Origin of the sequence: Niallia sp. MER 6 (genome assembly GCF_023714395.1) — a bacterium.
Classification (GTDB): domain Bacteria; phylum Bacillota; class Bacilli; order Bacillales; family Cytobacillaceae; genus Niallia.
In genome coordinates, this window is the sequence record NZ_JAMAUK010000003.1 from 339,317 (window position 1) to 364,687 (window position 25,371).

Sequence of the window (25,371 nt, forward strand, 5' to 3'; positions counted from 1 at the left end):
GAAAGGTATTTAGAAGACAAATATCGACTTTGCAGGATATCCCAGCAGGTTATTAATAGAAATATTGAAGAGTTTCTATTACAATAGAGTGAGAAATGATTGTAGAAAGTGTGGTATTACATTGGGAAACAAGAAGAAAAAAAAGACGATTCCGATTCGCCTTAACATTATCTTTTTTGCTGTCTTTTTGCTCTTTTCTGCATTGATCCTGAGACTAGGTTTCGTGCAGATTGTTTATGGAGATGAGTATAAGCGGGAACTGGAAAAAACAGAGGATGTAACAGTAGATACATCTGTGCCCCGCGGGAAAATCTATGATTCGACAGGAAAGGTTATTGTTGATAATCTCGCGAAAAATGCGATAACGTACACAAATACCGGTGTCTCTACCGAAAAAATGATGGAGACTGCCGAGGCGCTTGCGAAATATATAAAAAAGGATACCAAAAAAGTTACCGAACGTGACAAACAGGATTACTGGATATTAAAGCATCCGGAAGAAGCGGAAGCTCTTGTTACGAAAGAGGAAAAAACTGCTCTTGCGGAAAAGTACACCGATTCAGATGAATATAACTCTCAAGTATATAAGCTGCAGCTTAAAAGGATCACGGAGGATAAACTAAAGTCTTTGACTAATGATGATTTAGAAGTTATAGCAATTTACCGAGAGTTTTCAAGCGGCTATAAACTGACACCACATATCGTCAAAAACGATAAAGTGACGAACAAAGAAATGGCAGTTGTAAGTGAAAACTTAACGTCTTTAAAAGGTGTCGATACAACAACAGACTGGGATAGAGATTACCCATTCGGCAAGACACTTGCTTCTGTTCTCGGCAGTGTGAGCTCGTCAGAGGAAGGCCTACCAGCTGAGTCGTTGGATTATTATCTTTCAAAAGGCTACAGCCGCAATGATCGTGTCGGCAAAAGTTATCTGGAACTCCAATACGAAGATGTTTTAAAAGGACAGAAAGAAAAAGTCCGCAATGAGACAAACAGTGACGGAGAAATTACAGACACAGAAGTGATTACAGAAGGAAAACGCGGAAATGACCTTGTGCTTGCAATTGACATGGAGCTGCAGCAAAAAGTCGAAGACATCATTGAAAAGCAGCTGAAGGCAGCTAAACAAATGTCAGGAACAAAATTCCTTGACCGTGCTTATGTTGTTCTGATGGATCCAAACACAGGCGATGTGCTGACAATGGCAGGGAAAAGACTTGTAACAGAAGATGGAAAAACAAAGGTGAACGATGATGCTCTCGGCAATATTACGACATCCTACAACGTCGGATCTGTCGTTAAGGGTGCTACTGTTCTGACAGGCTATAATACTGGAGCAATCAGTCCGGGAACAGTTATTAATGATACACCTGTAAGAATAGGCGATACTATTAAGAGATCATGGACAACAATGGGGCCAATCAATGACTTAACAGCCTTGATGCGTTCATCAAACGTCTACATGTTCCAGACTGTTATGAAAATAGCAGGTGCTAGATATGTTTACGGCCAGCCTCTGTCTGTTGATGCAGAGGACTTCACAATAATGAGAAATGCGTACGCTCAATACGGGTTGGGAATTCGCACAGGCATCGACTTGCCGAATGAGCAGACAGGCTTTAAAGGGACAGAAACGTCAGTACCTGGTAAGCTTCTCGATCTTTCCATCGGTCAGTATGATACGTACACAAATATGCAGCTTGCCCAATATATTTCTACAATCGCAAATGGCGGGAACAGAATGGAACCGCATATCGTCAAGGAAATTAGAAGCCCTGTATCTGAAGAAGGCGAGCTTGGGGCAGTAGTTGACTCTGTTGAGCCAAAGGTTTTAAATACGATTGATGCAAAACCAGAGTGGATAAAAAGGGTGCAGACAGGCTTTAAGATGGTTGCCCAAAGTCCAAAAGGAACGGCATACACGTATTTAAGCGGCAAATCATACTCTCCTTCAGCTAAGACTGGTACGGCAGAGGCTTTCTATGATGGACCGCAAAAGAGCAACTATAAGACATTGCAGGAAGTAATGAACTTGAGCTTAGTAAGCTATGCACCTTCTGAAAATCCGGAAGTGGCAATGGCAGTCCTAGTTCCATGGGCATATAACGGCAGTGTTGACAATAAAGCAAACTTAAAAATAGGTGAAGAAGTATTAGATGCTTATTTTGATATGAAAAAAGAACGACAAAAAGAAAAATAAACGATAATGAGGGGCAGTCCAATTGGACTGCCCCTCATTATCGTTTATTTTGTTATCTTTTCAGCAATTTCTCTAAAGCTCATATCGCTGTATACACGGAAAGTGCCAACCTGCACTTTTGTATGATAGTCATTGTCAATTAAGAAAGCTTCAAACTCATCTTTATCTTTAATAATTTTCTCTTTTGTTAATGTATCAGCAATTTCGCCAGGACTCATACCACTTTTAATTTTGAGCTTATATGAGATTGGCTCATCAGCTTTCTCTGTTTCTGCTTGTTTTGCTTCCTCTGTTTCAGCTGCTTTTTTATCAGCTTTTGCCTGCTGGGCCGCTTTCTCGGCCTGTTCTTTAGCAGCAACGAGCTCTTCATAGTCTTCATTGGCAACTGTAGTAAAGCCTTTTGCAGAGAGAACTTTCTCTGCTTGCTCTGTTGTAATTTGTTTGTCTGTATCAGCCTTTTGGCTGCCAGTGTATACGGTGTATGCTCCAATGATGCTGGAGGCTGCGAACAGACCGAATGCAAAGGAACGCAAGCTTCGTTTATTCATTTGCAAATCCTCGCTTTACACCCTCTGTGATAATTTGCTGTACTTGACTAGTTGATAAGGAAGATTGAGAAGCAATTTTTTCAATGGAAACTCCTTGTGACGCAAGAGACCAAACCTGGTTTTTAATAATAGCATGAATGGGATTTGCACCCATTTCTATATTTGGCTGCTTGTCTGTAACAGGGATGGCAGGACTCATATCCATATCGTCTATCAACAGCTCTTCCTCAAGCACCTTCAGCTTCTTTTTTATTTTATATATTTCTTGTACTTGTTGGATGGACAGCTGGTCTATATCCTCTTGCAGCTTTTTATAGGGGTCCTTCATAAATAAAGATACAATAAAAAGAAGAACAGATATCCCCAATAAACTAAACATTAAAATGAACAAAATGAGACACCTCTGCTAAAAAATTTGTAATTTACAAGACTTTTTCATTCTACCACTACCTTTCAACATTTCCCAACAGTAATTTCAAGCAAGCAAGTGTGCGGCAGACAAGTTTATAAGCGGCAGCAAAAAATGTCGGATACAAACTAATTTTATTAATAGTCATTGTCGAATTGCTGTTTTTTATTCAACAGACAAAATTTTTTATGCTGCTTCAAGGTAATAGGGATAAACATTAGCATGATACGACAAATTCCGTTTATTGTGGCTTCTATCATTCGGTGATAACATATAGGAAGAAGGAAGAATCAGTAAATCGACACAAAAGGAATCCTGATAAATCAACCAATACGATAATAGCTAAAACATAATACAGTATTAAATGAAAGGTGCTGATTCCATTGTTAGAACAAATAGTTAATTTAAGGAAGGAAGGCTTGTCTTTCCGAAAAATTGCGAAAGAACTGGATATGAGCCTTGGAAAGGTGCAATATCAGTGGGGGAAGTATTTGAAAGAAGCGGAAAAGGCAGAGCAGAAAGAAGGCGCTTCTCCTAAAGAATATGCCGATAACAGTGCTGTTATGTCCCCTTTTTTATGGACAAGCATTCAAACATTAAAAAAGAGTAATGGCATGGAAGCATGGCTTGCAGGAGAAAACAGAGCACTAATTTTCTGGAGCATACCAGCATCAAAGTGGAACTTAATTTCTTCCTACTGCGGCTTTCTTAATGATGACTTATCGCTAAAGCTGCGTGTCTATGATATCACGAGCATATATTTCGATGGCAGCAATGCACATGCTACCGATGAAATTCAGCTTGATCGTGACAAGAATCAACTCGTTTTGGAAGGATTACAGCCAAATAGAAGTTACTGTTTTGAAGTCGGGATACAGGATGGTAGCGGAGCTCTCATGCCAATTCTGCAGTCTAATCCTATTCATACACCAAGAACAAGTGCAGACCAAGCAGGTGAAAATGCAAAGGATGTAATAGCATGGAGCGAAGGAAAAACTCCACTTCCTAATTGGATTGAGCATGTTAGCACATACAGTTATTATGAGACAGCGGTAAAGGAGAGTGTGAAGAAGCAATGAACGTATCCTATTTTCAGCTAATCGTTCATGCAGAGCTTCCTGTCATGAATTATTATTCCAGCAATAAAGAAGACAGACAGTCTTTTCATATAGCTTCGATAGCTTTGCTTACTTTTTTAAAGAACATGGAAAAGAAGGCAGTGCCATACAGCGTTTCCCTTGCATTGCCACCGATTTATTTAGAATTGGCAGAAACAGAAGATTACCAAAAAGAAATAACTGAATTTTTAGAAAAAAATAAATGGAAATGGGAAGAAGAATACTCCTACTGGCTCAAGATTGACAGGAATATAACAGCAACCATTAAGAAATTGGTACATGACCATAAAATAGAGATATTGGCCACATCTGCGTCCTATTCCTCTCTTACAGCTCTGTCAACGGTAAATGGTGTGAAACTCCAAATTGAAACAGGAATTTCCATTATAGAAGACCATTTAAATATTCGTCCAAATGGATTTTGGCTTCCAAATGGCGCCTTTTCACCAGGCATTGATTTGCATCTTAAAAAGGCGGGGATTGGATATAGCTTTGTGTATGACAAAACTTTAGCCATCACAGATCCTGTTCCTAAAGCAGAAGGTTTGCCAGTGAAATCACCTCATGATATATGCATGATACCATTAAGACAATGGTCTGACGTTAAGGAGACGGGAAGTTTATTTACAGGTTTGCCGAAAACAAAAGATATTCCTGCGATGACAGCAATTGCTGTGAGTGTAGCCGAGATTAATGAGTTTTCACAAGAATTAACGAAGGACTTCGTGGAAAATGATTCGATTATGCCGTTATCACCAGAAGCATATATTCGTCAATTTAGCGGGAATTTAGAGAAGGTTCATATTAGTTCCTCCTTTTTTAATCAGCAGAAGTTAAATAGAATACACGAAGATGGAAAGAGCTATGCTAGACTGTCCTTCCTTGAAAAAGAGGTTACAGCCTGGCGGGAGCAGAAGCTTTCTGACTGTGCTGACAGGGTCGTTAAACAGCTGGAAAAGGAATGGCTCATGCTTCATGCTATTGTTAATCAACTGGATTATCCAGATAACCTGCAGCACAATCATTGGGAAGCTGCTGATAAGCTGAGTGTCTTTTTGAAAGACAGTATAGAAAAAGCATGGTTAGAAGACCGAGAAAGTAAACACGCTATCTTCCGTGCAGTTCCTGCTTACCAAAAGGAAATGAATAACCCCTTTGCACAAGGAGGAAGCAAGAAAAAAATTCTGATTCTTTCATGGGAATACCCACCCAATATTATTGGAGGACTTGGAACACATGTAGCTGGGTTAGCAGAAACATTAGCCAAACAATATGAAGTTCATGTAATCACGTCACAAGACATGAATCAAGAATTAGTTGATGAACAGGTAAGTCCTTCCTTGTATGTGTATCGAGTGAAGCCACTGCATCAGCGGGAAAAGAACTTTATAACTTGGATTGGCGGCTTAAATATAAGCATGTGGGAAAAAGCCTTAGACTTAGCAGCTAACCATCATTTTGAGCTAATTCAAGGCCATGATTGGCTCATCGGAGCAGCAGCTACAGCAATAAAGACAGAACTAGGCATTCCGTTAGTTACAACTATGCACGCAACAGAACATGGAAGAAACGGCGGCATCTATACAGAAATGCAAAAATTTATTCATGAAAAGGAACAGCAGCTAATCAATGCGTCCGATTCAGTAATTGTCTGCAGTGAGTACATGAAAACAGAAGTGTCTTCGTTATTTGCTGTAAGTGAAAACAAACTTAATGTTATTCCAAACGGAATTAAGTTGGAAAATAATCAGCCAGCCTTAAATTCAGCAGAAGAATTGGGATTGGATCCAAGTAAGAAGACGGTTTTTGCGCTAGGAAGAATGGTGAAGGAAAAAGGATTTGAAACATTGCTTGAAGCAGCTACACGTCTTAAAATCAAGGATATTCAATTTGTTCTTGCGGGTGCTGGTCCAATGTTTAATGAATATAAACAATATATTGCTGCAAATGGTTTATCGGACAAGGTTCACTTGATTGGCTACTTACCGGAAGACAGAAAAAATGGTTTCTTCCAAGTAGCAGACATTGTTGTCATTCCAAGCCATTATGAACCTTTCGGCATTGTTGCTTTAGAATCGCTGTGTTTTGAGAAGCCGACAATCGTATCCAACACGGGCGGCTTAAAAGGGATAGTAGAGCATGGTAAGACAGGGATGCTTATGGAACCAGGGAATACTGAAAGTATGTTAGAACAATTGCAATCCTTAATCGATGACCCACTTATGGCATTGGAGATTGGAAAAAATGGCAGGGCGATTGTAGAAAAGCTGTTTGGCTGGAACAGAGTCGGCGATGAAACCTCAAGGGTGTTTGAAGAAGCAATCCTAAATAAGAGGATGGCAGAAACGGCAGCTACTATGGAATAAAAAAAATAGGAAAAAAAGGTGAAGAAGGATGAAAACGGAGATTTCTTTACAGTCTGATTATCAGAATTTCGGCAAAGAAATGACAAGAGGAAAATTGGTCAATACTCCAGGCATTTGGATTAACGGCAAAATCTGCTGGCTTCAGAACGGTTATGAGAAATTACTGCCAGAATACGCAGTCTCTGTTCATGTAAAGAGCGTTCAAAAACATTCTAAAGTCCAATATAATGAGATATTTGTAAGAAATCATTCGAAAGAGGCTATAGATGTGAAGGTTCTGCTGCTAAGTTATTACTCCCAATCAAATCAGGACCACCTCGCCTTCGTTTCACCGACAGACAATGTTGTCTTCCATTCTGTCGATGACCAGCTAATACTAGTAAATGGCGAGTTTAATGGGAAGAGCTTGGAACAGAGAACCGTTCAGCCACTATGGAACGTTCATACAGATCTAATTTGGAAGAATCAGCAAAAAGGCAGCTTAAAATACTTACCAATGGGTAAAGGTGGATATGTCAGCATCTGTTCCCTTAACATGAATCTAGCAGCTCAAACCTCGAGTACGAGCAGAGCATGGACTATATATGGGAAAGATAAAGAAGAGCTTATGGATTTAAATCACATTCTATTGAAAAACAGTACTAGCATTTCGTGAAAAAAAATGTTATCATATAAAAGTCGTATGCACGAACTAGTATAGCAATAGTTTGGAGGGAAATAACCATGCGTGTCAACATTACGTTAGCTTGCACAGAATGTGGAGATCGTAACTACATTTCTAAAAAAAATAAACGAAATAACCCAGACCGTCTTGAGCTTAAAAAATATTGCTCAAGAGAAAAACGCACAACAACACATCGCGAAACAAAATAAGACAGAGGGGGGTATCCCTTCTGTTTTTTTTGTATATAAAAAAAATCCTAAAGCATTACATATGAAAAAAGCATAACCAAGGAGTGAAATCAAGATGACGGAGACAAAAAAAGAGATAAGAACAAGAATACTCAAAGAATTGCAGTCTTTATCTAAGCCTGTATATGAGCAGCTATCCTACGAAATTGCCCAAAATTTATACAAGCATCCATTGTTTCAAAATGCTCGTCATATTGGTTTAACCATTTCCAAATCACCAGAAGTGGATACACTGCAAATAATCCGCACAGCCTGGGCCGAAGGGAAAAAAGTCAGTGTGCCAAAATGTCTGCCGAGCACGAAAGAAATGGTATTTCGGCAGTTAGACCGTTTTGACCAGCTTGAAACTGTATACAGCGGGCTTTATGAACCAATTGAATCAGAAACAGCTTTAACAGAAGGCGATGAAATGGATCTGGTGCTTGTACCAGGAGTTGCTTATGCAGCAAACGGTTATCGAATTGGGTTTGGTGGAGGCTACTATGACCGCTATCTCCTAAATTATCATGGAAATACGATTTCATTAGCGATGGATTGCCAATTGGAAGATTCTATCCCGGCAGAAGCTCATGATATTCCTGTACAGCATTTGATTACAAATAAAGGAGTAATTGCTATTGGGACAAATAATTAGCATTCTCATTATCCTTATTGCTGTATACCTAGCATGGAAGGAAGGGTTTCTTAACAAAAGCGGCAGTATTGCAGCCTTTTTTGTCGGTCTAGGTATCCAATTAGGTTTCCACTATCAAGGATTTATCCTCCTAGGTGTTTTTTTTCTTACCTCCAGTCTTTTGTCAAAATATAAAAAAGACAAAAAAGCAAGAGTGGAAGAAATGCATGAAAAAGGCTCTACAAGAGACTATATGCAAGTACTTGCAAACGGTGGTGCAGCAGCACTAGTCAGTCTTTTTTACGGCTGGAGCGGAAGTTATGAGCTGATTATTCTTTTCGCTGTCCTGCTTGCCGCAGCCAATTCTGACACTTGGGCATCAGAAATTGGCCCTCTAAGCAAAAGCAAACCATTCTCGCTTAGAACCTTTAGCAGAGCAAAAGCTGGCACATCTGGGGCAATGAGTTTACTCGGTACAATAGCAGGTTTTTTTGGTTCCTTGTTGATTGGTTTTTGCGCTTATTTGCTATTCCCTATAAGTGTAAATGAATTTCTGCTGATTTCTTTATTTGGATTTATCGGCAATATTATTGACACCTTACTGGGGGCTTATGTTCAAGCAGAATATCAATGTACAGTTTGCGGAGCAAAAGTAGAAAAACGAGTGCATCATGCTAGAGAAGCAAAACAGATAAAGGGTTTTTCTTTTCTTAACAATGATGCTGTCAATATTTTGTCAGGTGTGCTTGCAGCCTGCCTTGCTGCTTTATTTGTTCTTTAAGCAAAAAAGTTTGGATAAAAAAGAGCGGCTTTTCCTAAACTAATCAATAGGAGGGATGAAAATGCCGAAAATTTTATCCATTTTATTGATTGGTATTGGCGGTTATTTTTTGTTAACTAGAAGATACCGAATTATTAACACGGTGTTAAAAAGTCCGATGATTAGACAATATTTAATCAAAATTGTCATGAATCTCCCAGGCTTACGCAACAAAATGATGAGCAATGTTTTCTCAAAACCAACTGTTTATCAATAAAAGACCTATTTAGGTCTTTTTTACTTGCTTAGTTCAACAAGAAAACCCCCATCACAGGGGGCTGAGGACTATAATGTGGAAATTTGCTGTCTTAATAGGACAGGCTGATTATCTCCCGTTGTAAACACTACAAGCAGATGATCTTTTGCTAACAGAATAACTGGAACAGTACTCCCAACAGGTTTTGTCACAGTTCCATCCTCTTTTGTAATTCCCAGGAAATAATTTTTATATAAACCTTCTGTAAGCTGACCGATAATCTTTGCCGTTTGTTCTTGTGTAAAACCTGGAATAGGTTTGTCATTATAGTCTGCAAGCTCTGTTAACAGTATTCTGTTTGGATATTCTGCCAAAGGTATAGAATAATGTTTTACAGCCTCATTTAATTGATACTCAATCACATCTGCTGTTTCGTCATCTAAAGTATTTTTCCATTGTTTTTCTGCCTCTGTCCGCGGTGCTGTAAAGCCGAGAGGGGTTTGGTCGAATTTTGAATTGATGACATACAAATGATTAGCGGAAAGTTTTTGAGAGCTGAAGATATTGTCATTTTCATCATGAATTTCGGCATAATGAAAGGCGACTGCCTGGAACAGGCGGCTGTCTCGTTCGACGACCGTCTTATGCTCTGTCAGCTCCATTGTATTTTGCTTCCACGCTCCCATCGTGTTTATAAGTCGGCCGTTTGCATATAACAACCCCATGTTTTGTCTTAAATAGGCCTTTTTATTTACAATGCTTTTTGTCTCCCATTCGACACTATATTCATCATATCTTTGCTTTCCAAGCTGTAAATTCGTAACTGCTGTCGGAAAGGATACGCTCGGGTCAATTGGAAAATATGTAATGCTCTCTTTTGCAATTTGGTTTTGCTGAAAAAAATAAACGGAACTTATAATGATAACAAGGCAAATGCTTAAAACGATAAAATCTTTTTTCAATAGCAGCACCACTTTTCCTGTTAGATAAACATTTTCAGGACAACCTTATACTCTTGTTCCAATATATGAAGAATCAGGTGCAGAAATTCGTTATTTTTGCAGATTTCCCTAGCAGACATAAATGAAAATGATTAATATCTCGTTCTTGAGTAAATGCGATATTTGAATTATACTAAAAAATGAAAACGATTTAATTAGGAAGGATATTCCCTGATGTTTAGGGAGGTTTTTAGGGATAGAAATGAAGACGATATACGATGTGCAGCAATTTTTGAAAAGGTTCGGTACCATAATATACGTAGGAGACAGATTAGGTGATTTGGAGCTGATGAAAGCAGAATTAGAAGAGCTCCGTCATACAGAAATCATAGAGAAACAAGATTTTGATATGGCTGTTCTACTACTAAATCAAGGAATACAACAATTAAAAGAGAAACAGAAATAGAATGGGGAGAATGCAGATGCAGGAAAAATGGGTGGTTGGAATCGATCTTGGCGGTACGACTGTGAAAATTGCTTTCTTGACAACAGATGGCAATATGATTGATAACTGGGAGATCCCTACAGATAATTCAAATGAGGGTGCGAACATCACTAGTGATATTGCTAAATCTGTTCATGAGAAGCTTGCTGAATGGAATCATAACAAGGAAGATGTGCTTGGTGCGGGTATGGGAGCACCAGGTCCGTTTGATTATAAAACAGGTATCATTTACAATACAGTGAATCTTAGCTGGCCGGATAATTTTCCGCTGAAGGCTAATTTAGAGAGAGATCTTGGCTTGCCTGTCATCCTTGATAATGACGCAAACTGTGCAGCCCTTGGTGAGATGTGGAAGGGTGCAGGTGAAGGTTATAAGAATCTTGTTTGCGTCACATTAGGCACTGGAGTTGGCGGCGGTATTATCGTTGATGGAAAGATTGTTCAAGGGGCCAAGGGAGCTGCTGGTGAAATCGGCCACATTACTTCCATCATCGAAAATGGTGCACCTTGCAACTGTGGAAAAACAGGCTGTCTTGAAACGATCTCGTCTGCAACAGGAATTGTTCGGATTGCCAGAGAGCGATTGAATGAAAATCCTGATAGCAGTCTGCACCAAATCCTAACAAATAACGGTACAATCTCTGCAAAGGATGTATTTGATCAAGCAAATGCCGGAGATGAACTTGCAAATGAGGTAGTTTCCTTTGTAGCTTCACATCTAGGTTTAGCCCTTGCTAATATTGCAAACACATTAAATCCGGAGAGAATTGTGCTTGGCGGCGGAGTGTCAAAAGCAGGAGATATTTTATTAAAGCCTGTTAACGAGTACTTCCAGAAATATTCTTTCAAAGCTGTTGCCCAGTCAACACTTATCGATGTAGCTACATTGGGGAATACTGCAGGTGTCATCGGCGCAGCATGGCTTGCAAATAAATAATATTATTTTGATCTGTTCATATGAACAGATCTTTTTTATGTTACAGTTGGTATAAATTAGGTGTTGTTAGGAAGCGGATGTTTCATGAAGATGAATCGTTTTCTCCTTTTCATCATAAATATAGAGTGATGAAAGGAGTGTATATTTATGGAGGTTATAGCAAGAAACGGTGACACTCTATCGTACTACAGCAGATTGTTTATGATCCCGCTCCAGCTTCTTGCTGACAGCAATCAGCAAAGTGCTAAGGATGCTCTTAAAAAAGGCGATTGCATTCATATTCCAGGCTTTCAAGCAGAAACACTTCAACTGAAGACGGGCGATGCTTTATGGAAAATAGCCGGAAGCAGAAATATCTCTGTCGACTGTCTTCTTTTACTGAATCAAAACAAGAATATAAATGAGCTCCAAACAGGGGATGAAATGATTGCTCCGAAACGAATTATGGAAAGATTAGTGAATGCACGCAAAAAATATGATTCTCAGTCATTGCAAAATGATCTGGAAATTCTAAAAGAAAATTATCCTTTTATTCAAATTAATACATTGGGAAAAAGTGTTCTTGGCAATGAAATTCAAGAAATTCGAATCGGCCGCGGCAGCAAAAAAGTACATATGAACGGAAGCTTTCATGCTAATGAATGGATTACAAGTGCAATCCTGATGTCGTATGTAAATGATTTTCTGCTGGCCATTACAAATGGCGGAAAGATAAACAATATTGACACATTGCCTATTTATAGAAATGTAGACCTATCTCTTGTGCCAATGGTAAATCCTGATGGCGTGGATTTAGTGCTGAATGGACCTCCAGAGCATATGCGGTCGAAAGTGATTGCTATTAATGAAGGCAGCACAGATTTTACAGGCTGGAAGGCGAATATAAATGGTGTTGATTTAAATAATCAATTTCCTGCATTTTGGGAGATTGAGAAAGAGAGGAAGGAGCCAAAAACCCCTGCTCCTCGTGATTATCCTGGAGATGCACCACTTACAGAGCCAGAAGCAGTAATAATGGCACAGCTTGCAAACCAGGAGAAATTCAACAGAATGATAGCATTCCATACTCAAGGCAAGGAATTTTATTGGGGGTATGAAAATTTTGAACCATCTGAATCAGCACTAATTGCAAACGAGTTTTCCCGATTAAGCGGATATAAAGCGGTTCAAAATGTTGACAGCCATGCCGGCTATAAAGATTGGTTTATTCAGGAATTTAGACAGCCAGGTTTTACTCTCGAGTTGGGGAAAGGAATAAATCCTCTGCCATTATCACAGTTTGATGATATTTACAAAGATGTTTTAGGAATATTTGTGGCATCGTTATATTTGTAAAAAATAATGTTCAAGAAAATTAATGGTTTAGCCGATTTAATTCGGCTTTTTTATGTTAATATTCAATATAGTAAACACCAAAAAACATAATAAAAGGGTGTGAAAAGGATGACAGACCTTTCAAAGAGAAATGCGCATGGGTTTTTTCTTCTCTTGCTCATTTTCACACTTGTTTTATCTGGATGCTCCCATAAACAGAAGGAAACAACGAGTAAAGAGGAAGAGAAAGATAATCAAAAAAAAGAGAAAATCCAAGCATTGGCATTGCCGATGGAAGTGGATAATGGGGAATTTGTGGAAGTGTCTGGATGGCTTGATACCCATACAATATGCTATATCACAAGCAAGGGTAACAGCTATTATGTTTATACATTTGATATTTATTCAGGACAGCATAAACTTTTATATACGAGTGATTCTGCTATAACAGCAGTGAAAATAAGCCCTGACTTATCCAAATTGCTCGTATTTACAAATGAAGAGGACTTTCAAGGCAACATAGTGTTAATGAATAAAGAGGGAAAACAGCTATTTTCTAAACAGCTGCAAAGCTATGATGCTGAGTTTGTCTGGAATCCATATGACGAAGATCAAGTGCTTGTTTCCTCTTTTACAAAGGAATGGGCCAGCACCTCCTATCTCTTATCTATAAAGAATGAGAAGCTCCAGGAAGTCGAGCTTGACAATCCGTTTATCGTTTGGGCAGACAAGGAAACAGTCGCCTATTTAGGCTGGAAGGAAGAGACTTCTTTGTCGTCTCCTGTAACAACTAAAAATATAAAAACTGGTGAACAAACAGTAATTAGCGAAAATAACGCCTACTCTATAGGCAGTAATGGCCAAGAGATTTTTACAATTTCCGATGACTCGCAAGATATGCAGATGGCTCAATATACATTCTATGACAAGCTTAATGCCAAAGCTGCTATTTCTCTGCCCCGCTTGTCCAACTACTCGGATTGGCTTATCCCATATAATGATGCAGCAGACGATCAGCTGTTTACATTTTATCCAGAGAGTTCCGGTGATGCGACAAATTATACAGAAGGTTACTCATTTGTCTCCATAGACACGGGTAGTGGAGAAAAGCCTAAAGTGATAAAGGAAGGGTTGGAGAACGAACCAATCAGTATATCACCTGACGGCAAGTGGGCATTGTATGGTTTTTATCTGGAGAAACTGATTAATCTTGAGACAGGGGAAGTTATTCCCCTGTCTTAACTAAATGAAGCAGATGCTTGAGATTCCCAGTAAATTATGACATCATAAAAGAATATGGAAAGCTTTAAGGAGGACTTACAGTGGCAATAGTAGATGTAACAGTTATCCCAATTGGGACGGAGACACCAAGTGTCAGTGCCTATGTGGCAGATATCCAGAAAGTATTAAAAACATACGAAGAAAAAGGGGCAATCAGATTTCAGCTGACGCCGATGAATACGATAATTGAAGGAGAATTACCTGTTTTGTTTGAGGTAATCCAAGCAATGCATGAGGTGCCTTTCTCTAAAGGGCTAGTTCGTGTTGCTACAAATATACGGATAGATGACAGACGGGATGTAAAAAGGAAGATGGAAGAGAAAGTCGACAGAGTGCTTAGCCATCTTAAAGACTAATCATAAAAAGAAAAGTGGTGACATGATGATTCAATATAAGCAGATGCCATTGGGGCCAATTCAGACAAATTGTTATATAATCTGGAATGATAAAAAGGAATGCTTGATTGTAGACCCAGGCGAGAATGGGGGCAAAATTACGAGCACAATCAGCGAAATGGGGCTTCAGCCAATTGCGATTTTGCTGACACATGCTCATTTCGATCATATCGGTGCTGTGGAAACAGTTCGCAATGAATATAACATCCCTGTCTTTATACATAGCAAAGAAGATAAGTGGCTGAGTGATCCAAAGCTAAACGGTAGTTCTGCATTCAGACTGCCAACACCTGTGGTCGCACAGCCTGCAGATCATTTTCTTGACGAAAATCCAGCGATGACTATTGGCGGTTTTACTTTTGCCGTACTGGAGACACCGGGCCATTCCCCTGGCAGTGTTACTTTTTATTTCCCGGAAAGCGGAGTAGCATTTTCAGGAGATGCTTTATTTTATGAAAGCATTGGCAGAACAGATTTGGCAGGAGGTAATCATCGCACCTTGCTTGCAAGCATTCACGATAAACTTCTTACACTGCCAGAGGAAACCGTTATTTTGTCAGGGCATGGCAGAAGTACAACCATTGCCCACGAAATGGATCATAATCCTTATATTAATGGATTTTAATAAATAAGCGGAAAGGGTATCTTTCCGCTTATTTTTACTTAGTTATGTGAGCTGGTTCACATACATACGCCTTATAGGCACATTGTTGGCAGCCTGTAATCATATTTCGCCGCTCTGACAGCAATACATCAGGGAAAACAGCTTCAAACATGCCAATAAAAAACTGCTGGTGCATCATACACACCTTATCCTTATGCTCGTTTGCCGCTTCCTTAAAGGGACAGTTGAAGATTTCAAAATATATGCTTTGTTCGTCGTCATCCCATTCCAATTCTGGTTTTAACCCGGATATGAGGGCAGCTTGCTTTAAAAGGTGCAGCTTATCTTGCTTAGAAAGAGCTCCTGAATTTAGGGGACTGCGGGCAATTTCCTGCTCCATCATCTCTTTACCAAAGGCGAATCCAGTTTCATACAATGCTTTGCTTCCATCTGCTCCGAGCTTTTCTAAAGATTTTAAAAGGATGCTGCTCAGCAGCTGATAGTTGCGGAAAGGAAAACTCAATTGAATAACTTCAGATGAGAGACGGTATAATTTACTTGGCCGGCCGCCTCTGCCGGTTTTTTTCGTCTCAGAATGAAGCATACGAACATCTTCAAGTTTGGAAAGATGAAGTCTTGCGACATTTGGGTGGATGGAGAATTGATCAGCAATCTCCTGAACAGTTACATCGCGGTGGCGGTTTGTTATATATTGATAAATATAAAACCGAGTTGGGTCGGATAATACATTAGTGATTTTTAGTGTCTGTTCCATAAGTTCTTACCTCCGTTTTTTCAGTATTTTTGTTCATTATAATATAGCAATCCACCATAACCACGGTAAGAACTATTTGTTTAGAAAATGTTCACATCTTTTCGACAGGAAAATTCACAAAATATACATTTTTACAGCATAATCACGATTTTCATATTGTTAACTTAGTTAAAACATGATGAATACAGAAAAAAAGCGTGAAAAGGGGATGCTTTTCACGCTAAAACTGGGCTAGCTGGATTCGAACCAACGAGTGACGGAGTCAAAGTCCGTTGCCTTACCGCTTGGCTATAGCCCAAAAATATAATCTTATAATATTATTATGGATATTTATAACTCAAAATATACACTTTTTAATTAATAAACATATGCAGACCCGATAATGATCAAAAGGATAAACAACACAACAAGCAATGCAAAACCGCCGCCAAATTCAAAACCTGCTTCTCCCATTTGTGAGCACCTCCAACTTTAAACATAATGTATCGTATGCCCTTACAGGATAATTGTTTTTTAAATAGGCTTATCTCCCTTCAAAATGGACAGCAGCCCAAGCAAGACTGCTGTTCAACTCAAAGGTCTGCCTTATTATTTATCCTCTTTTTTAATTTTTACATGATCAGGCCGCTTTGGATATGTTGCTTTTCCTGCATCCGGCCCAGTAAGTGTATTCCGCTTATCAAGAACTCTTCCTGAAAATTCAACTGGATCTCTTCTTTCCACAAGTACCACCCCCTTTTCTTAGAATGGTCAGCTAGCAGAAAGGTAATGCATATATTGCTTGAAAAAAAGCTAGAAGAATTGACGAATAATAGAGGGAATAAAAAAAGTCTGTCGAAATATAGAATGAACCAAAAAGAAAGGATGTGCAGACTTTTGATTTCTATTGAAGCTTTAGCGAACCGTATTATTCGGGAAGCTGTAGAAGCGAATGCCACAGATATTCACATTGTTCCGAAAGGAAAAGAATCGCATTTGCAATTTCGTATTTCCCACTCTTTATACCCCAGAATGACACTCCCTGTGAATCAATGCGACAGACTTATTTCCCATTTTAAGTTTACCGCCTCTATGGATATTGGCGAAAGGCGGCGCCCGCAAAACGGTGCTATCCGTACAAGTGCAAACGGGGAAAACATCAGCCTCCGACTGTCCACCTTGCCTGCAAGTCCCCATGAAAGCCTCGTCATCCGTCTGCTGCCAGACAAGAATAGTATACCGCTCACCCGTATATCTCTTTTCCCAAACACCACTAAAAAGCTTCTGTCACTGCTTAAACATGCCCATGGGCTTGTTATTTTCACAGGGCCGACTGGGTCAGGCAAAACAACAACCCTTTATTCTCTTCTCAGCAGCAGCTCCTATCTGTACAAACGAAAAATCATTAGTCTCGAGGACCCAGTTGAAAAGCCGCAGGATAACGTGCTTCAAGTGCAGGTTAATGAAAAAGCAGGCATTACGTATTCAGCGGGGCTAAAGGCAATATTGCGCCATGATCCAGATGTAATTATGGTTGGCGAAATAAGGGATGCAGAAACAGCTCGAATTGCTGTCAGAGCCTCGTTAACAGGGCATCTAGTGCTTGCGACGATGCACACAAGAGATGCGAAAGGGGCAATCTATCGACTCATGGAATTCGGCATCAGCAAGTGTGAGGTGCAGCAAACTTTAATTGCTGTTACAGCGCAAAGGCTTGTCGAGCTTGTTTGTCCTTTTTGCGGTCCTGTTTGTCTGCCCTTTTGCTTTCAGCTTCAAAACCGCATAAACAGAGCCAGTGTTTTTGAAATAATGACAGGGAGGACCATTCAGTCCATTCTCGCTGAAACCTTTGCTGAAAAGCTTAATCCTCGTCCTGATTTAAGAGAGGCTATTAATAAAGGAGTTGCCCTGGGATTTGTAAAGGAGACAGAGTATGGTCGCTGGATTTATGAAGATTAATAAAGACAGCTGGAGCTTACAGGAGCAATCGATGTTTTTGAAAGTTATCGGAGAGCTGCTGACACAAGGATATTCCCTTTCCGAAGGGGTTCGCTCAAGTGTTTACTATTTGCCTGCCAACAAAAAAGAGGATATTATGTCTGTGCTCGGATCTTTAAAAGGGGGAAACTCCTTTTGCGATAACCTGGCAAGACTTAAATTTAATCAGCAGACGATCAGTTATGTATATTTTGCAGAAAAGCATGGCGGCTTTGCAGGTGCGTTTATGGATGCGAGCACTATTATGGAAAACCGGCTGCGAACAATTCAGCAATTGCAGAAAATCCTCTATTATCCTCTTTTCCTCATTATTTTTACCCTAGTTTTATTCTATTTTGTCCACCAAGTGCTGCTTCCCCAATTTTCTTCTCTCTTTTTAACAATGAAACTGGAAACAAATCTGTTTATGGTATTCATTATCGGTGCAGGAAAAGCAATGCCTATTCTGATGTTGTCAGCTGTTTGTTTTGCATTGACTTTAGTGTTTTATTATTTCAAGTTCTTTCGGAAGAAAGATGCACTCGAAAAACTGCGCCTGTTTACAGCCATTCCAATTGCGGGCAAATGTTTTTCCCTTTATTACACCCATGTGTTTTCTCTGCAGCTTAGTCACCTGTTAGCGGGCGGTTTTTCTATTTACGAAGCATTAACATTTTTTCAAAATAATAATCAGCATGCCTATTTTTCTTTGGCTGGAAAGAAGGTCATCGAACAACTGAAGAAAGGGGAAAGAATGGAGCATGCATTTGTTGTGCTAACCTTTATGGAGAAGGAGTTTTGCCGAATATTACAGCATGGACAAGAGAACGGCAAGCTTGACCGGGAGCTTCTCTTTCTCAGCCGTTTCTGTATGGAAAACCTTCAAGACAGGGTTGCTGGACTTTTAAAGAAAATTCAGCCAATCATTTATGGTTTTATTGGCATCCTAGTTATTTCCATCTATCTTGCTGTGCTGCTGCCAATGTTCGAATTATTAAATGGATTATGAAAGGAGAAAAGATGAAAAACGAAAGCGGATTTACGCTAATAGAAATGATGATAGTCCTTTTAATCATCTCGATATTATTGATTATCACACTGCCTAATATTACGAAGCATAACTCAAAAATCAATTCGACTGGCTGTGAGGCCTTTGTGAAAATGGTTGAAGCAGAGGTGCAGGCCTATTATATGGATAAAAACAGTTATCCGCAAAGCATGAATGCCTTGGTGGATGAGGGTTATTTAAAGGAAGGGCAGACGACTTGTCCGAATGGAAAAGAGCTGTCCATCGAGAATGGTGAAGTAGAAGTGCAGAGATGAAAATAAATTCTCAAAGCGGCTTTACTTTGCTGGAAATGCTTGCTGTTCTATCTATAGTACTTGTCCTCCTCGCAGTTACTCCTATTTTATTAAAGCCTCAATCTGAATTGCTTCAGGAAAGAACCTTCTTTACTCAATTGCAAACAGACCTGTTCTACGCACAAAACTATGCGTTAGCTCACCAGAAAACTGTTTACGTCCAAATTAACCCGGCCGATAAAAGATACTATATTCGCGGAGATTTGAAAACAGGGAGAATTGTAGACAGGATTTATCATGACAGCATTAAGATAAACGAGGATGCTGTTCCCATTTATTTTACGATAACACCAAGCGGCAATGTTTCTAAATTTGCGTCCTATCGGATTAGTATTGGCAGCAAGAAATACCTTTTTACCATTCAAATTGGGAGAGGGAGGTTTTATGTTAAAAAACAATAGGGGATTTCTCCTTCCTGAGTTTTTTCTGGCTATTGGTACATGGCTAATTATTGCCTGCTTTTTTATACCTGCATACATTCATTTGCTTCAGCAAATGAAAGCAATCGAACAGGATTTAACAGCACACCAGCTATTATATGAATGCTTGTTGAAATGGAGGGCTGAGGAGTCTGTCCGCCCCTTAACGCAGACAATCGAGAAGGAAAATATCGTTTATAAGATCAGCTGGAAAGACGGAAAGGAGGCGTGTATTGAATATGTGGATGTATTTAAAAAAACACAGGCAATCTGTGAAGATAGTTAAAGGGGAGAAAGGATTTCTGCTAACAGAAATGCTTGTTGCCTTGTCTTTGTTTTTAGTATTTTGTGCTTTTTTTCCCTTCGCTATCAAATTAACAACAGATGGAGCAATCATTTCCAGCAGTCTTCGCAGTCTTGAATGGGATGTGTTTTTGCATCAGTTAAAAAAAGAGGTGCGATTAGCTGAATCTGTCCGCGTAACAGAGCAAAAGCTCCATCTAACTGTTGAGGAAGAGAATATCCACTATGAGTTATATGGAAATAAAATCAGAAGAAGAGTTAATGGAACAGGACATGAAGTATGCCTGCAGGAAGTAAAGGCAGTTAAATTTGAAGCAATCCAAAATGGTGTCATGATAGCTGTGACAGACAGCCTTCAGATTAAACGGGAGGCTGCTGTCTACTCTTTTCTACGGCTGGCAGAGGAAAGCCCATTATGATTAAGACAGAAAATGGCTTTATATATCCTGTTACCTTATCTGTTTATCTGCTAGTGATCTGTTTTTTTCTAGTCATAACAGGTATCTATATCAATGAGAAAAGAATTTACAACGACTCGAAGCTGCTTCTTATTCAAGAATATTATTTTATGAGTACAGTAAAGCAATTGGAGGAAGAGCTAAGGGCAGATCGACATATGTTAACGGGAGAGTTTCATTATCGAACAGGAGAGGTTGCTTATACAGTTGAGCAAGTATCGGACGATGTATTAAAGGTGGAATACCGTTTGTTTGCAGACAAAATGGAACCAATGAAAGCCTACAGCTATTTTGACAGGGGAGAAAACCGCATGACAAAGTGGGTAGAGGTTAAATAAAAAGGTATAGAGTAAAGATAGGTTGGTTAAACTAATCGGTAAAAAGATTAAGGTGAGTTATGAAAACAAATGATTATGTAAAATATTTAACGCAGACATTTGTACAGTACATGGACCAACCGAAAGAGGAACGTCAAAAAATAAAGGCGGCAAAGCGTGGGGAAAAAGAGCCGTTTATGCTGAGATGGTTTGGAATACTTCCGTATGTGTTCGTTTATTTTTTCAGGAAAAAATATTAATAGGCAAAAGGATGAATCCTAAGATGTTTGGGATTCATCCTTTTTATTTATACGGCATCAGAAGCTAAATAAAACAGTCCGCCATTTATGATAGAAACATTGATTTTTGGTTCATATTGTTCTTTTAATGCCAGCCGTTCAATCTCCAAGCTTTCCATCCGGTCTTCTTCTGCGTCTTCATAAAAATGCTCCAGCAGCTTTAAGTCCTTCGACCATCTTCCTTTCGCTTCTTCCGCCCATTGATGATCCTCTTGGAGGATAGTTTGTTTAATTGTGTTCTCAATCCTTATCATCCCGCTTTTAGGCATTATTAACGGTGAAAGTGTGAAGGCATAGTCTGGTATTTTGGCAGAAAGATTAAGCTTATTCACCGTTTGATGAAAGTTATCGACTAGCTGACCGTTAATAAGCTGCAGTCCAATAGAGCGAAACACATCCCTTTTGCGGTCGCATTGGTAAGAAATTTTCACGTTCATAGACAGCCAAGGACGCAGTGGTGTGTGCATATTTTTTTGTCCTGGAATATTCTCATATAAACGAATATATCCAGATAGTCTTTTGGCGCAGGAAAACAATTGATGCAATCTTGGAGACCCAAAATGAATCAGCTCTCCTTTTAAATCCTGTGGTGCTTTATTTGGATCTGTTATTAATGTAAGTCTGGCGGGGTTAGGGACACCGCCAGTTTTTTCTACATAGTGCCAATAAAAGGGGCGGTTCATCAGCTCTTTATCTAAATCAATTGTCAATTGTACAATCATATAGCCCTCATTTTCTTCTATCAGCTCACAATCATTTGCCTGAAAAAACTGTTTAAGAAATTGATGAATTTCTTGCTGCTTCATAGTTGTCACCATCCTTTAGATTTTGCGCAAATTCTATCATACTTGTGAGGTTATCCATCTTAATGCGCATCTCTCCCTCTGAATTTGAATTGGTGAATATATCATCCATATATTCTTCCATATTGCCAAAGTCCAGTTTTGTGAGAATATCGTCCAAATCGCCGATAACTTTTTCAAAAAGATGAATTTTTTCATACAATAATTTAAGAATATGGTCTTCAACAGTATCTCTTATAGCAAAGTTGTAAATCATCACATCCTTTTTCTGACCGAGTCTATGAATCCGGCCAATCCGCTGTTCAAGTCTCATTGGATTCCAAGGAAGATCAAAATTGATGATATGGTTGCAAAATTGCAAGTTAATGCCTTCTCCGCCTGCTTCAGTGGCAATCAACACTTGAGCATGGTTTTGGAACAAGTCACGCATCCAGTCCTTTTTCCCTCTTTTAAATCCGCCTCTAAAAGGAACGGAAGTGATGCCATGCTGCTTTAAGTACCATTGAAGATATAACTGAGTTGCTCTGTATTCTGTAAAGATAATCACCTTATCATCGACATTTTTTATGAGCTCGAGCGCTTTTTCTGCCTTGGAGTTTTTCGTGATTGCCATGATTTTGCTGCCGAGCAGCTGGATTTTATCTTGAAACTCCTGAGTGGGATTTTCGGTTTTTTTCATCATGTTCTGCAATGTATAATACACAGCTTCTCTGCTGCTGCAGGCTTCTCTCTGTAATGTTATCATCGAGAATGGACTTCTTGTGCCCGCTTTCTCATCGTCAGCCTCATAGCCTTTGAGAGATTCAATAGTGTTATAAAGTTCTCTTTCTTCCTCTGTAAAATCAATCGTAACGGCTTCAACAACCCGTTTTGTCCACTCAATTCCCGTATCGCTCCTGCGATTTCGAATCATTACCTTATTAACAAGTTCTTTTAAATGCTCATCATCATTAACAGAGCGTGAATCCTTTTTATATTTTTCGTAAAAGGCGGTTTCACTGCCTAAATGTCCAGGCTTCAATAAGGAAACAAGATTGAAAATTTCACTCACCCTGTTTTGAATAGGGGTTGCTGTCAGTAATAAACAGAATTTCTTTTTAAGATTTTGGACAAATTCATAGTTTTTTGTTTTATTGTTTTTTAATTTATGAGCCTCATCAATGATGACAAGGTCATAGTCCAAATTGTTGATGATACTTCTATGTGGTTCTCTTTTAGCTGTATCAATAGAAGAAACGACAATATCACACTGTTCCCAAACATAGCTTTTCCTTTGCGACACAGCCGGAATGAAAAATTTGCTGTTTAACTCCATTGACCATTGTGTGACAAGGGAGGCAGGAACAAGTATCAGCACTTTTTTTACTAACCCTCGAATCATATATTCCTTTAGAATAAGCCCAGCCTCAATGGTTTTTCCTAACCCGACCTCATCAGCCAGGATTGCTTTCCCGTTCATATCCTCGATTACTTTTTTGGCAACCTCCAACTGATGGGGCAACGGTGTCAAATCAGACAAATGCTTTGGTGCCTGCAAGCCTTCAAATTCAGGAATGATTGTATGCTGTTCTACTTCCAAAGCTAATTGGAACAGCTCCCAATTAGACCATGGACCATCATCATTCATTTTTTTCAGCAATTCTTCCTTCCAGGTTTGGTCGAAGTTGATGTTAATTGTCATATGCTGCCATCCTTTCTGTTATTTACTGGTACGTATGAACGATATAGAACATCTTGAATTATCAAAAAATATTCAAAAATCATAAAAAAGTTATTGCCTTGATATGATTGTAAATGTTAGGATAGTGGTGTAAAAAGTTTTCTGTTTTGTCGTATTTTTGGATATTTTGTCGGTAAAACATGAACGAATTTAGCGTTATTGTATAAAAATAATCGTCTTTACTAAAAAGAACGATTTTTAAGAATTTTTCATAGTTATCTATTAGTATGGCCATATTGAGGCAATCTATCCATTTGAACAGGAGAGCATTGCTAAAAAAACCAATAAAACCTTAGAAGTTTTATTATTTAAATTTTATATATACATAGCGGATGATAAATAGGGGAGAGACTACATTATGTAGCGCCGAAGGAGCAAGCAAATCCTTGTGAATCTCTCAGGCAAAAGAACTCTATTTTGACGCAGCTCTGGAGAGTGCTGAGATTTCAGAAATATTGGAATCAGCTAAAAAGTAAATCTACTTTTTGACAGCCACCAAAGGGGACACCCGATTCATTTCGGTAAACTTTCAGGTGCAAGGACAGAGACCTTTCTTTATCCAAAGGATATTAGGGGAGGTTCTGTCCTTTTTTGCGTGCTTTTACAGTCCCCCCTAAGATAGGATAAACGTAAAATCCGGTTAAGCAGTGGATCTTATCATGCAATAGGAAGATAAATAGTGGAATGGGGATGAGAGGATGAATGAATTAAAACAGACCCCTTTGTATGAACTGTACAAGGAGTATGGAGGCAAAACGATTGATTTCGGCGGATGGGATTTGCCTGTTCAGTTTTCCAGTATTAAAGAAGAGCATGAAGCAGTTCGCACAAAAGCTGGATTATTCGATGTTTCTCATATGGGAGAGATTGAGGTAAAAGGTAAAAACAGCTTAGATTATCTGCAAAAAATGCTGACAAACGATGTCTCTAAAATCCAAATCGGCAAAGCGCAATATTCAGCGATGTGCTATGAAAACGGCGGAACAGTCGATGATCTTCTCACATACAAGCTTGGCGAAAACCACTATTTGCTCGTGGTTAATGCATCCAATATCGATAAGGACTTCGCATGGCTTGCAAGCCATGTAGAGGGAGAAGTAGAGCTGTCAAATCTATCAAGCGATTATGCTCAATTGGCTCTGCAAGGCCCGTTGGCAGAAGAGACGCTTAAGAAAATCAGCAGCGCTAATATAGCTGAACTCGGTTATTTTCAATTTCAGCATACAACTGTCAGCGGCAAGGAGGTACTGTTGTCAAGAACAGGCTATACAGGCGAGGATGGTTTTGAACTATACTGCAACAAAGAGGATGCTGCCCATCTGTGGAGAGAGATTTTAGATGCTGGGAAGGATTCCGGTGTTATTCCATGCGGTCTAGGTTCAAGAGATACGCTTCGCTTTGAAGCGACTTTAGCTTTATACGGCCAGGAGCTTAGCAAGGATATTTCTCCATTGGAAGCAGGGATTGGATTTGCCGTAAAGCTGAATAAAGAAGCTGACTTTATCGGCAAAGCTGCCTTGAAAGAACAGAAAGAATCTGGATTGCAAAGAAAGCTTGTTGGGATTGAAATGATAGATAGAGGGATTCCACGACATGGCTACAAAGTCTATGCAAACGGTGCTGCTATCGGTGAAGTAACAACAGGAACACAATCACCGACATTAAAGAAAAACATCGGTCTTGCGCTGATTTCCAGCAATTATGCAGAAGTCGGTAAGGAAGTGGAAGTGGAAATAAGAGGGAAGCTTGTAAAAGCACAAGTGACAGCTACTCCATTTTATAAAAGGAACAAGTGAC

The 25,371-nt window shown here is 39.2% G+C and carries 31 protein-coding genes, 1 tRNA gene and 1 riboswitch; of the genes, 23 read left to right on the plus strand and 9 right to left on the minus strand.

Annotation, left to right across the window (positions count from 1 at the left end; genetic code table 11):
- The first annotated feature begins 121 nt into the window (after positions 1-121).
- Positions 122-2,203 (plus strand): peptidoglycan D,D-transpeptidase FtsI family protein, encoded by a 2,082-nt coding sequence (locus M3600_RS06330; protein ID WP_251644967.1) that lies wholly within the window; start codon positions 122-124, stop codon positions 2,201-2,203.
- Between the two features lie 44 nt (positions 2,204-2,247).
- Here M3600_RS06330 and M3600_RS06335 read toward each other — a convergent pair whose 3' ends face one another.
- Positions 2,248-2,751, minus strand: coding sequence for a hypothetical protein (locus M3600_RS06335; RefSeq protein WP_233313151.1), 504 nt, complete (start codon positions 2,749-2,751; stop codon positions 2,248-2,250).
- The gene (locus M3600_RS06340; RefSeq protein ID WP_233313152.1) at positions 2,744-3,142 is read right to left on the minus strand and encodes a hypothetical protein; all 399 of its coding nucleotides are present in this window, start codon (positions 3,140-3,142) and stop codon (positions 2,744-2,746) included. Before M3600_RS06340 ends, M3600_RS06335 begins: the two co-directional genes overlap by 8 nt.
- Positions 3,143-3,543: 401 nt before the next feature.
- Here M3600_RS06340 and M3600_RS06345 point away from each other — a divergent pair, with 401 nt between their 5' ends.
- The 7 genes from M3600_RS06345 to M3600_RS06375 all read left to right on the plus strand — a co-directional run bounded on the left by M3600_RS06345 (position 3,544) and on the right by M3600_RS06375 (position 9,206).
- On the plus strand, positions 3,544-4,239 hold the full coding sequence (locus M3600_RS06345) for a DUF4912 domain-containing protein (RefSeq protein WP_237941704.1): 696 nt from the start codon (positions 3,544-3,546) through the stop codon (positions 4,237-4,239).
- Positions 4,236-6,644 carry a glycosyltransferase gene (locus M3600_RS06350; RefSeq protein ID WP_251644969.1) on the plus strand — a complete coding sequence of 803 codons (2,409 nt, stop codon included), beginning with the start codon at positions 4,236-4,238 and terminating at the stop codon, positions 6,642-6,644. The genes M3600_RS06345 and M3600_RS06350 overlap by 4 nt, the downstream gene beginning before the upstream one ends.
- Before the next feature lie 28 nt (positions 6,645-6,672).
- Positions 6,673-7,299, plus strand: a complete 627-nt coding sequence (locus M3600_RS06355; RefSeq protein WP_233313155.1) for a hypothetical protein — start codon at positions 6,673-6,675, stop codon at positions 7,297-7,299.
- 68 nt (positions 7,300-7,367) lie between these two features.
- Positions 7,368-7,517: a 50S ribosomal protein L33 gene (rpmG, locus tag M3600_RS06360; RefSeq protein WP_101175018.1), complete on the plus strand. Its 150-nt coding sequence runs from the start codon at positions 7,368-7,370 to the stop codon at positions 7,515-7,517.
- 94 nt (positions 7,518-7,611) lie between these two features.
- The gene (locus M3600_RS06365; protein WP_233313156.1) at positions 7,612-8,190 is read left to right on the plus strand and encodes a 5-formyltetrahydrofolate cyclo-ligase; all 579 of its coding nucleotides are present in this window, start codon (positions 7,612-7,614) and stop codon (positions 8,188-8,190) included.
- A complete protein-coding gene (locus M3600_RS06370; RefSeq protein ID WP_251644971.1) occupies positions 8,174-8,950 on the plus strand; it encodes a DUF92 domain-containing protein in 777 nt (258 codons plus the stop codon). The genes M3600_RS06365 and M3600_RS06370 overlap by 17 nt, the downstream gene beginning before the upstream one ends.
- Before the next feature lie 61 nt (positions 8,951-9,011).
- Positions 9,012-9,206 carry a hypothetical protein gene (locus M3600_RS06375; RefSeq protein WP_233313158.1) on the plus strand — a complete coding sequence of 65 codons (195 nt, stop codon included), beginning with the start codon at positions 9,012-9,014 and terminating at the stop codon, positions 9,204-9,206.
- 68 nt (positions 9,207-9,274) lie between these two features.
- Here the strand turns inward: M3600_RS06375 and M3600_RS06380 are convergent, their stop codons facing one another.
- A complete protein-coding gene (locus M3600_RS06380; protein ID WP_233313159.1) occupies positions 9,275-10,147 on the minus strand; it encodes a hypothetical protein in 873 nt (290 codons plus the stop codon).
- 241 nt (positions 10,148-10,388) lie between these two features.
- On the opposite strand from M3600_RS06380, the gene M3600_RS06385 reads away from it, so the two are divergent.
- From M3600_RS06385 to M3600_RS06410, 6 genes are all read left to right on the plus strand, one after another.
- Complete coding sequence (locus M3600_RS06385; protein WP_233313160.1) at positions 10,389-10,592, plus strand: YqgQ family protein; 204 nt, start codon at positions 10,389-10,391, stop codon at positions 10,590-10,592.
- A 16-nt stretch (positions 10,593-10,608) separates the two neighbouring features.
- The gene (locus M3600_RS06390) at positions 10,609-11,568 is read left to right on the plus strand and encodes an ROK family glucokinase (RefSeq protein WP_233313161.1); all 960 of its coding nucleotides are present in this window, start codon (positions 10,609-10,611) and stop codon (positions 11,566-11,568) included.
- Between the two features lie 147 nt (positions 11,569-11,715).
- Positions 11,716-12,903 carry a M14 family metallopeptidase gene (locus M3600_RS06395; RefSeq protein WP_251644973.1) on the plus strand — a complete coding sequence of 396 codons (1,188 nt, stop codon included), beginning with the start codon at positions 11,716-11,718 and terminating at the stop codon, positions 12,901-12,903.
- Positions 12,904-13,011: 108 nt separating this feature from the next.
- Positions 13,012-14,124, plus strand: a complete 1,113-nt coding sequence (locus tag M3600_RS06400; RefSeq protein WP_251644975.1) for a YqgU-like beta propeller domain-containing protein — start codon at positions 13,012-13,014, stop codon at positions 14,122-14,124.
- A gap of 80 nt (positions 14,125-14,204) precedes the next feature.
- Entirely contained in the window at positions 14,205-14,519 is a 315-nt protein-coding gene (locus M3600_RS06405; protein WP_233313165.1) for an MTH1187 family thiamine-binding protein, read from the plus strand.
- 28 nt (positions 14,520-14,547) lie between these two features.
- Positions 14,548-15,183, plus strand: a complete 636-nt coding sequence (locus M3600_RS06410; protein WP_237942321.1) for an MBL fold metallo-hydrolase — start codon at positions 14,548-14,550, stop codon at positions 15,181-15,183.
- A gap of 34 nt (positions 15,184-15,217) precedes the next feature.
- Here the strand turns inward: M3600_RS06410 and M3600_RS06415 are convergent, their stop codons facing one another.
- The 4 genes from M3600_RS06415 to M3600_RS28865 all read right to left on the minus strand — a co-directional run bounded on the left by M3600_RS06415 (position 15,218) and on the right by M3600_RS28865 (position 16,660).
- Positions 15,218-15,937 carry a helix-turn-helix transcriptional regulator gene (locus M3600_RS06415; RefSeq protein ID WP_233313166.1) on the minus strand — a complete coding sequence of 240 codons (720 nt, stop codon included), beginning with the start codon at positions 15,935-15,937 and terminating at the stop codon, positions 15,218-15,220.
- 226 nt (positions 15,938-16,163) lie between these two features.
- Positions 16,164-16,235 (minus strand) — tRNA-Gln (locus M3600_RS06420).
- Positions 16,236-16,294: 59 nt separating this feature from the next.
- The gene (locus M3600_RS06425) at positions 16,295-16,390 is read right to left on the minus strand and encodes a YjcZ family sporulation protein (protein ID WP_233313168.1); all 96 of its coding nucleotides are present in this window, start codon (positions 16,388-16,390) and stop codon (positions 16,295-16,297) included.
- 135 nt (positions 16,391-16,525) lie between these two features.
- The gene (locus tag M3600_RS28865; protein WP_282581400.1) at positions 16,526-16,660 is read right to left on the minus strand and encodes a hypothetical protein; all 135 of its coding nucleotides are present in this window, start codon (positions 16,658-16,660) and stop codon (positions 16,526-16,528) included.
- Between the two features lie 153 nt (positions 16,661-16,813).
- On the opposite strand from M3600_RS28865, the gene comGA reads away from it, so the two are divergent.
- Genes comGA through M3600_RS06465 form a run of 8 tightly spaced genes read left to right on the plus strand, consistent with a single transcriptional unit; the run spans position 16,814 to position 21,012 of the window.
- The gene (gene comGA / locus M3600_RS06430) at positions 16,814-17,875 is read left to right on the plus strand and encodes a competence type IV pilus ATPase ComGA (RefSeq protein WP_233313169.1); all 1,062 of its coding nucleotides are present in this window, start codon (positions 16,814-16,816) and stop codon (positions 17,873-17,875) included.
- Positions 17,850-18,902, plus strand: a complete 1,053-nt coding sequence (comGB, locus tag M3600_RS06435; RefSeq protein ID WP_251644986.1) for a competence type IV pilus assembly protein ComGB — start codon at positions 17,850-17,852, stop codon at positions 18,900-18,902. Before comGA ends, comGB begins: the two co-directional genes overlap by 26 nt.
- 11 nt (positions 18,903-18,913) lie before the next feature.
- Positions 18,914-19,216 carry a competence type IV pilus major pilin ComGC gene (gene comGC, locus M3600_RS06440; protein ID WP_233313173.1) on the plus strand — a complete coding sequence of 101 codons (303 nt, stop codon included), beginning with the start codon at positions 18,914-18,916 and terminating at the stop codon, positions 19,214-19,216.
- A complete protein-coding gene (gene comGD, locus M3600_RS06445; RefSeq protein WP_233313175.1) occupies positions 19,213-19,656 on the plus strand; it encodes a competence type IV pilus minor pilin ComGD in 444 nt (147 codons plus the stop codon). The genes comGC and comGD overlap by 4 nt, the downstream gene beginning before the upstream one ends.
- A complete protein-coding gene (locus M3600_RS06450) occupies positions 19,640-19,960 on the plus strand; it encodes a hypothetical protein (protein WP_233313176.1) in 321 nt (106 codons plus the stop codon). The genes comGD and M3600_RS06450 overlap by 17 nt, the downstream gene beginning before the upstream one ends.
- A complete protein-coding gene (gene comGF, locus M3600_RS06455) occupies positions 19,914-20,396 on the plus strand; it encodes a competence type IV pilus minor pilin ComGF (RefSeq protein WP_251645025.1) in 483 nt (160 codons plus the stop codon). Before M3600_RS06450 ends, comGF begins: the two co-directional genes overlap by 47 nt.
- Positions 20,393-20,773, plus strand: coding sequence for a competence type IV pilus minor pilin ComGG (comGG, locus tag M3600_RS06460; RefSeq protein ID WP_233313178.1), 381 nt, complete (start codon positions 20,393-20,395; stop codon positions 20,771-20,773). The genes comGF and comGG overlap by 4 nt, the downstream gene beginning before the upstream one ends.
- A gap of 59 nt (positions 20,774-20,832) precedes the next feature.
- Positions 20,833-21,012, plus strand: a complete 180-nt coding sequence (locus M3600_RS06465; protein ID WP_233313179.1) for a YqzE family protein — start codon at positions 20,833-20,835, stop codon at positions 21,010-21,012.
- A gap of 47 nt (positions 21,013-21,059) precedes the next feature.
- On the opposite strand, the gene M3600_RS06470 is transcribed toward M3600_RS06465, so the two are convergent.
- The gene (locus M3600_RS06470; protein WP_251644988.1) at positions 21,060-21,857 is read right to left on the minus strand and encodes a YqhG family protein; all 798 of its coding nucleotides are present in this window, start codon (positions 21,855-21,857) and stop codon (positions 21,060-21,062) included.
- On the minus strand, positions 21,826-23,535 hold the full coding sequence (locus M3600_RS06475; protein WP_233313181.1) for a DEAD/DEAH box helicase: 1,710 nt from the start codon (positions 23,533-23,535) through the stop codon (positions 21,826-21,828). The genes M3600_RS06470 and M3600_RS06475 overlap by 32 nt, the downstream gene beginning before the upstream one ends.
- Before the next feature lie 371 nt (positions 23,536-23,906).
- Positions 23,907-23,997, plus strand: a riboswitch (glycine riboswitch).
- A 275-nt stretch (positions 23,998-24,272) separates the two neighbouring features.
- Here M3600_RS06475 and gcvT point away from each other — a divergent pair.
- Positions 24,273-25,370 (plus strand): glycine cleavage system aminomethyltransferase GcvT, encoded by a 1,098-nt coding sequence (gene gcvT, locus M3600_RS06480; RefSeq protein ID WP_237941695.1) that lies wholly within the window; start codon positions 24,273-24,275, stop codon positions 25,368-25,370.
- Position 25,371: the final 1 nt, after the last annotated feature.

Coding starts and splice junctions, on each gene's coding strand:
- M3600_RS06425 (WP_233313168.1), bottom strand. CDS start 16,390: ATGGGAGAAGCAGGTTTTGAATTTGGCGGCGGTTTTGCATTGCTTGTT.
- comGD (WP_233313175.1), top strand. CDS start 19,213: ATGAAAATAAATTCTCAAAGCGGCTTTACTTTGCTGGAAATGCTTGCT.
- M3600_RS06350 (WP_251644969.1), top strand. CDS start 4,236: ATGAACGTATCCTATTTTCAGCTAATCGTTCATGCAGAGCTTCCTGTC.
- M3600_RS06415 (WP_233313166.1), bottom strand. CDS start 15,937: ATGGAACAGACACTAAAAATCACTAATGTATTATCCGACCCAACTCGG.
- M3600_RS06470 (WP_251644988.1), bottom strand. CDS start 21,857: ATGAAGCAGCAAGAAATTCATCAATTTCTTAAACAGTTTTTTCAGGCA.
- M3600_RS06375 (WP_233313158.1), top strand. CDS start 9,012: ATGCCGAAAATTTTATCCATTTTATTGATTGGTATTGGCGGTTATTTT.
- M3600_RS06390 (WP_233313161.1), top strand. CDS start 10,609: ATGCAGGAAAAATGGGTGGTTGGAATCGATCTTGGCGGTACGACTGTG.
- M3600_RS06475 (WP_233313181.1), bottom strand. CDS start 23,535: ATGACAATTAACATCAACTTCGACCAAACCTGGAAGGAAGAATTGCTG.
- comGF (WP_251645025.1), top strand. CDS start 19,914: ATGTGGATGTATTTAAAAAAACACAGGCAATCTGTGAAGATAGTTAAA.
- M3600_RS06385 (WP_233313160.1), top strand. CDS start 10,389: ATGAAGACGATATACGATGTGCAGCAATTTTTGAAAAGGTTCGGTACC.
- M3600_RS06355 (WP_233313155.1), top strand. CDS start 6,673: ATGAAAACGGAGATTTCTTTACAGTCTGATTATCAGAATTTCGGCAAA.
- M3600_RS06400 (WP_251644975.1), top strand. CDS start 13,012: ATGACAGACCTTTCAAAGAGAAATGCGCATGGGTTTTTTCTTCTCTTG.
- comGB (WP_251644986.1), top strand. CDS start 17,850: ATGGTCGCTGGATTTATGAAGATTAATAAAGACAGCTGGAGCTTACAG.
- M3600_RS06365 (WP_233313156.1), top strand. CDS start 7,612: ATGACGGAGACAAAAAAAGAGATAAGAACAAGAATACTCAAAGAATTG.
- M3600_RS06465 (WP_233313179.1), top strand. CDS start 20,833: ATGAAAACAAATGATTATGTAAAATATTTAACGCAGACATTTGTACAG.
- M3600_RS06335 (WP_233313151.1), bottom strand. CDS start 2,751: ATGAATAAACGAAGCTTGCGTTCCTTTGCATTCGGTCTGTTCGCAGCC.
- comGG (WP_233313178.1), top strand. CDS start 20,393: ATGATTAAGACAGAAAATGGCTTTATATATCCTGTTACCTTATCTGTT.
- M3600_RS06395 (WP_251644973.1), top strand. CDS start 11,716: ATGGAGGTTATAGCAAGAAACGGTGACACTCTATCGTACTACAGCAGA.
- rpmG (WP_101175018.1), top strand. CDS start 7,368: ATGCGTGTCAACATTACGTTAGCTTGCACAGAATGTGGAGATCGTAAC.
- comGC (WP_233313173.1), top strand. CDS start 18,914: ATGAAAAACGAAAGCGGATTTACGCTAATAGAAATGATGATAGTCCTT.
- gcvT (WP_237941695.1), top strand. CDS start 24,273: ATGAATGAATTAAAACAGACCCCTTTGTATGAACTGTACAAGGAGTAT.
- M3600_RS06450 (WP_233313176.1), top strand. CDS start 19,640: ATGTTAAAAAACAATAGGGGATTTCTCCTTCCTGAGTTTTTTCTGGCT.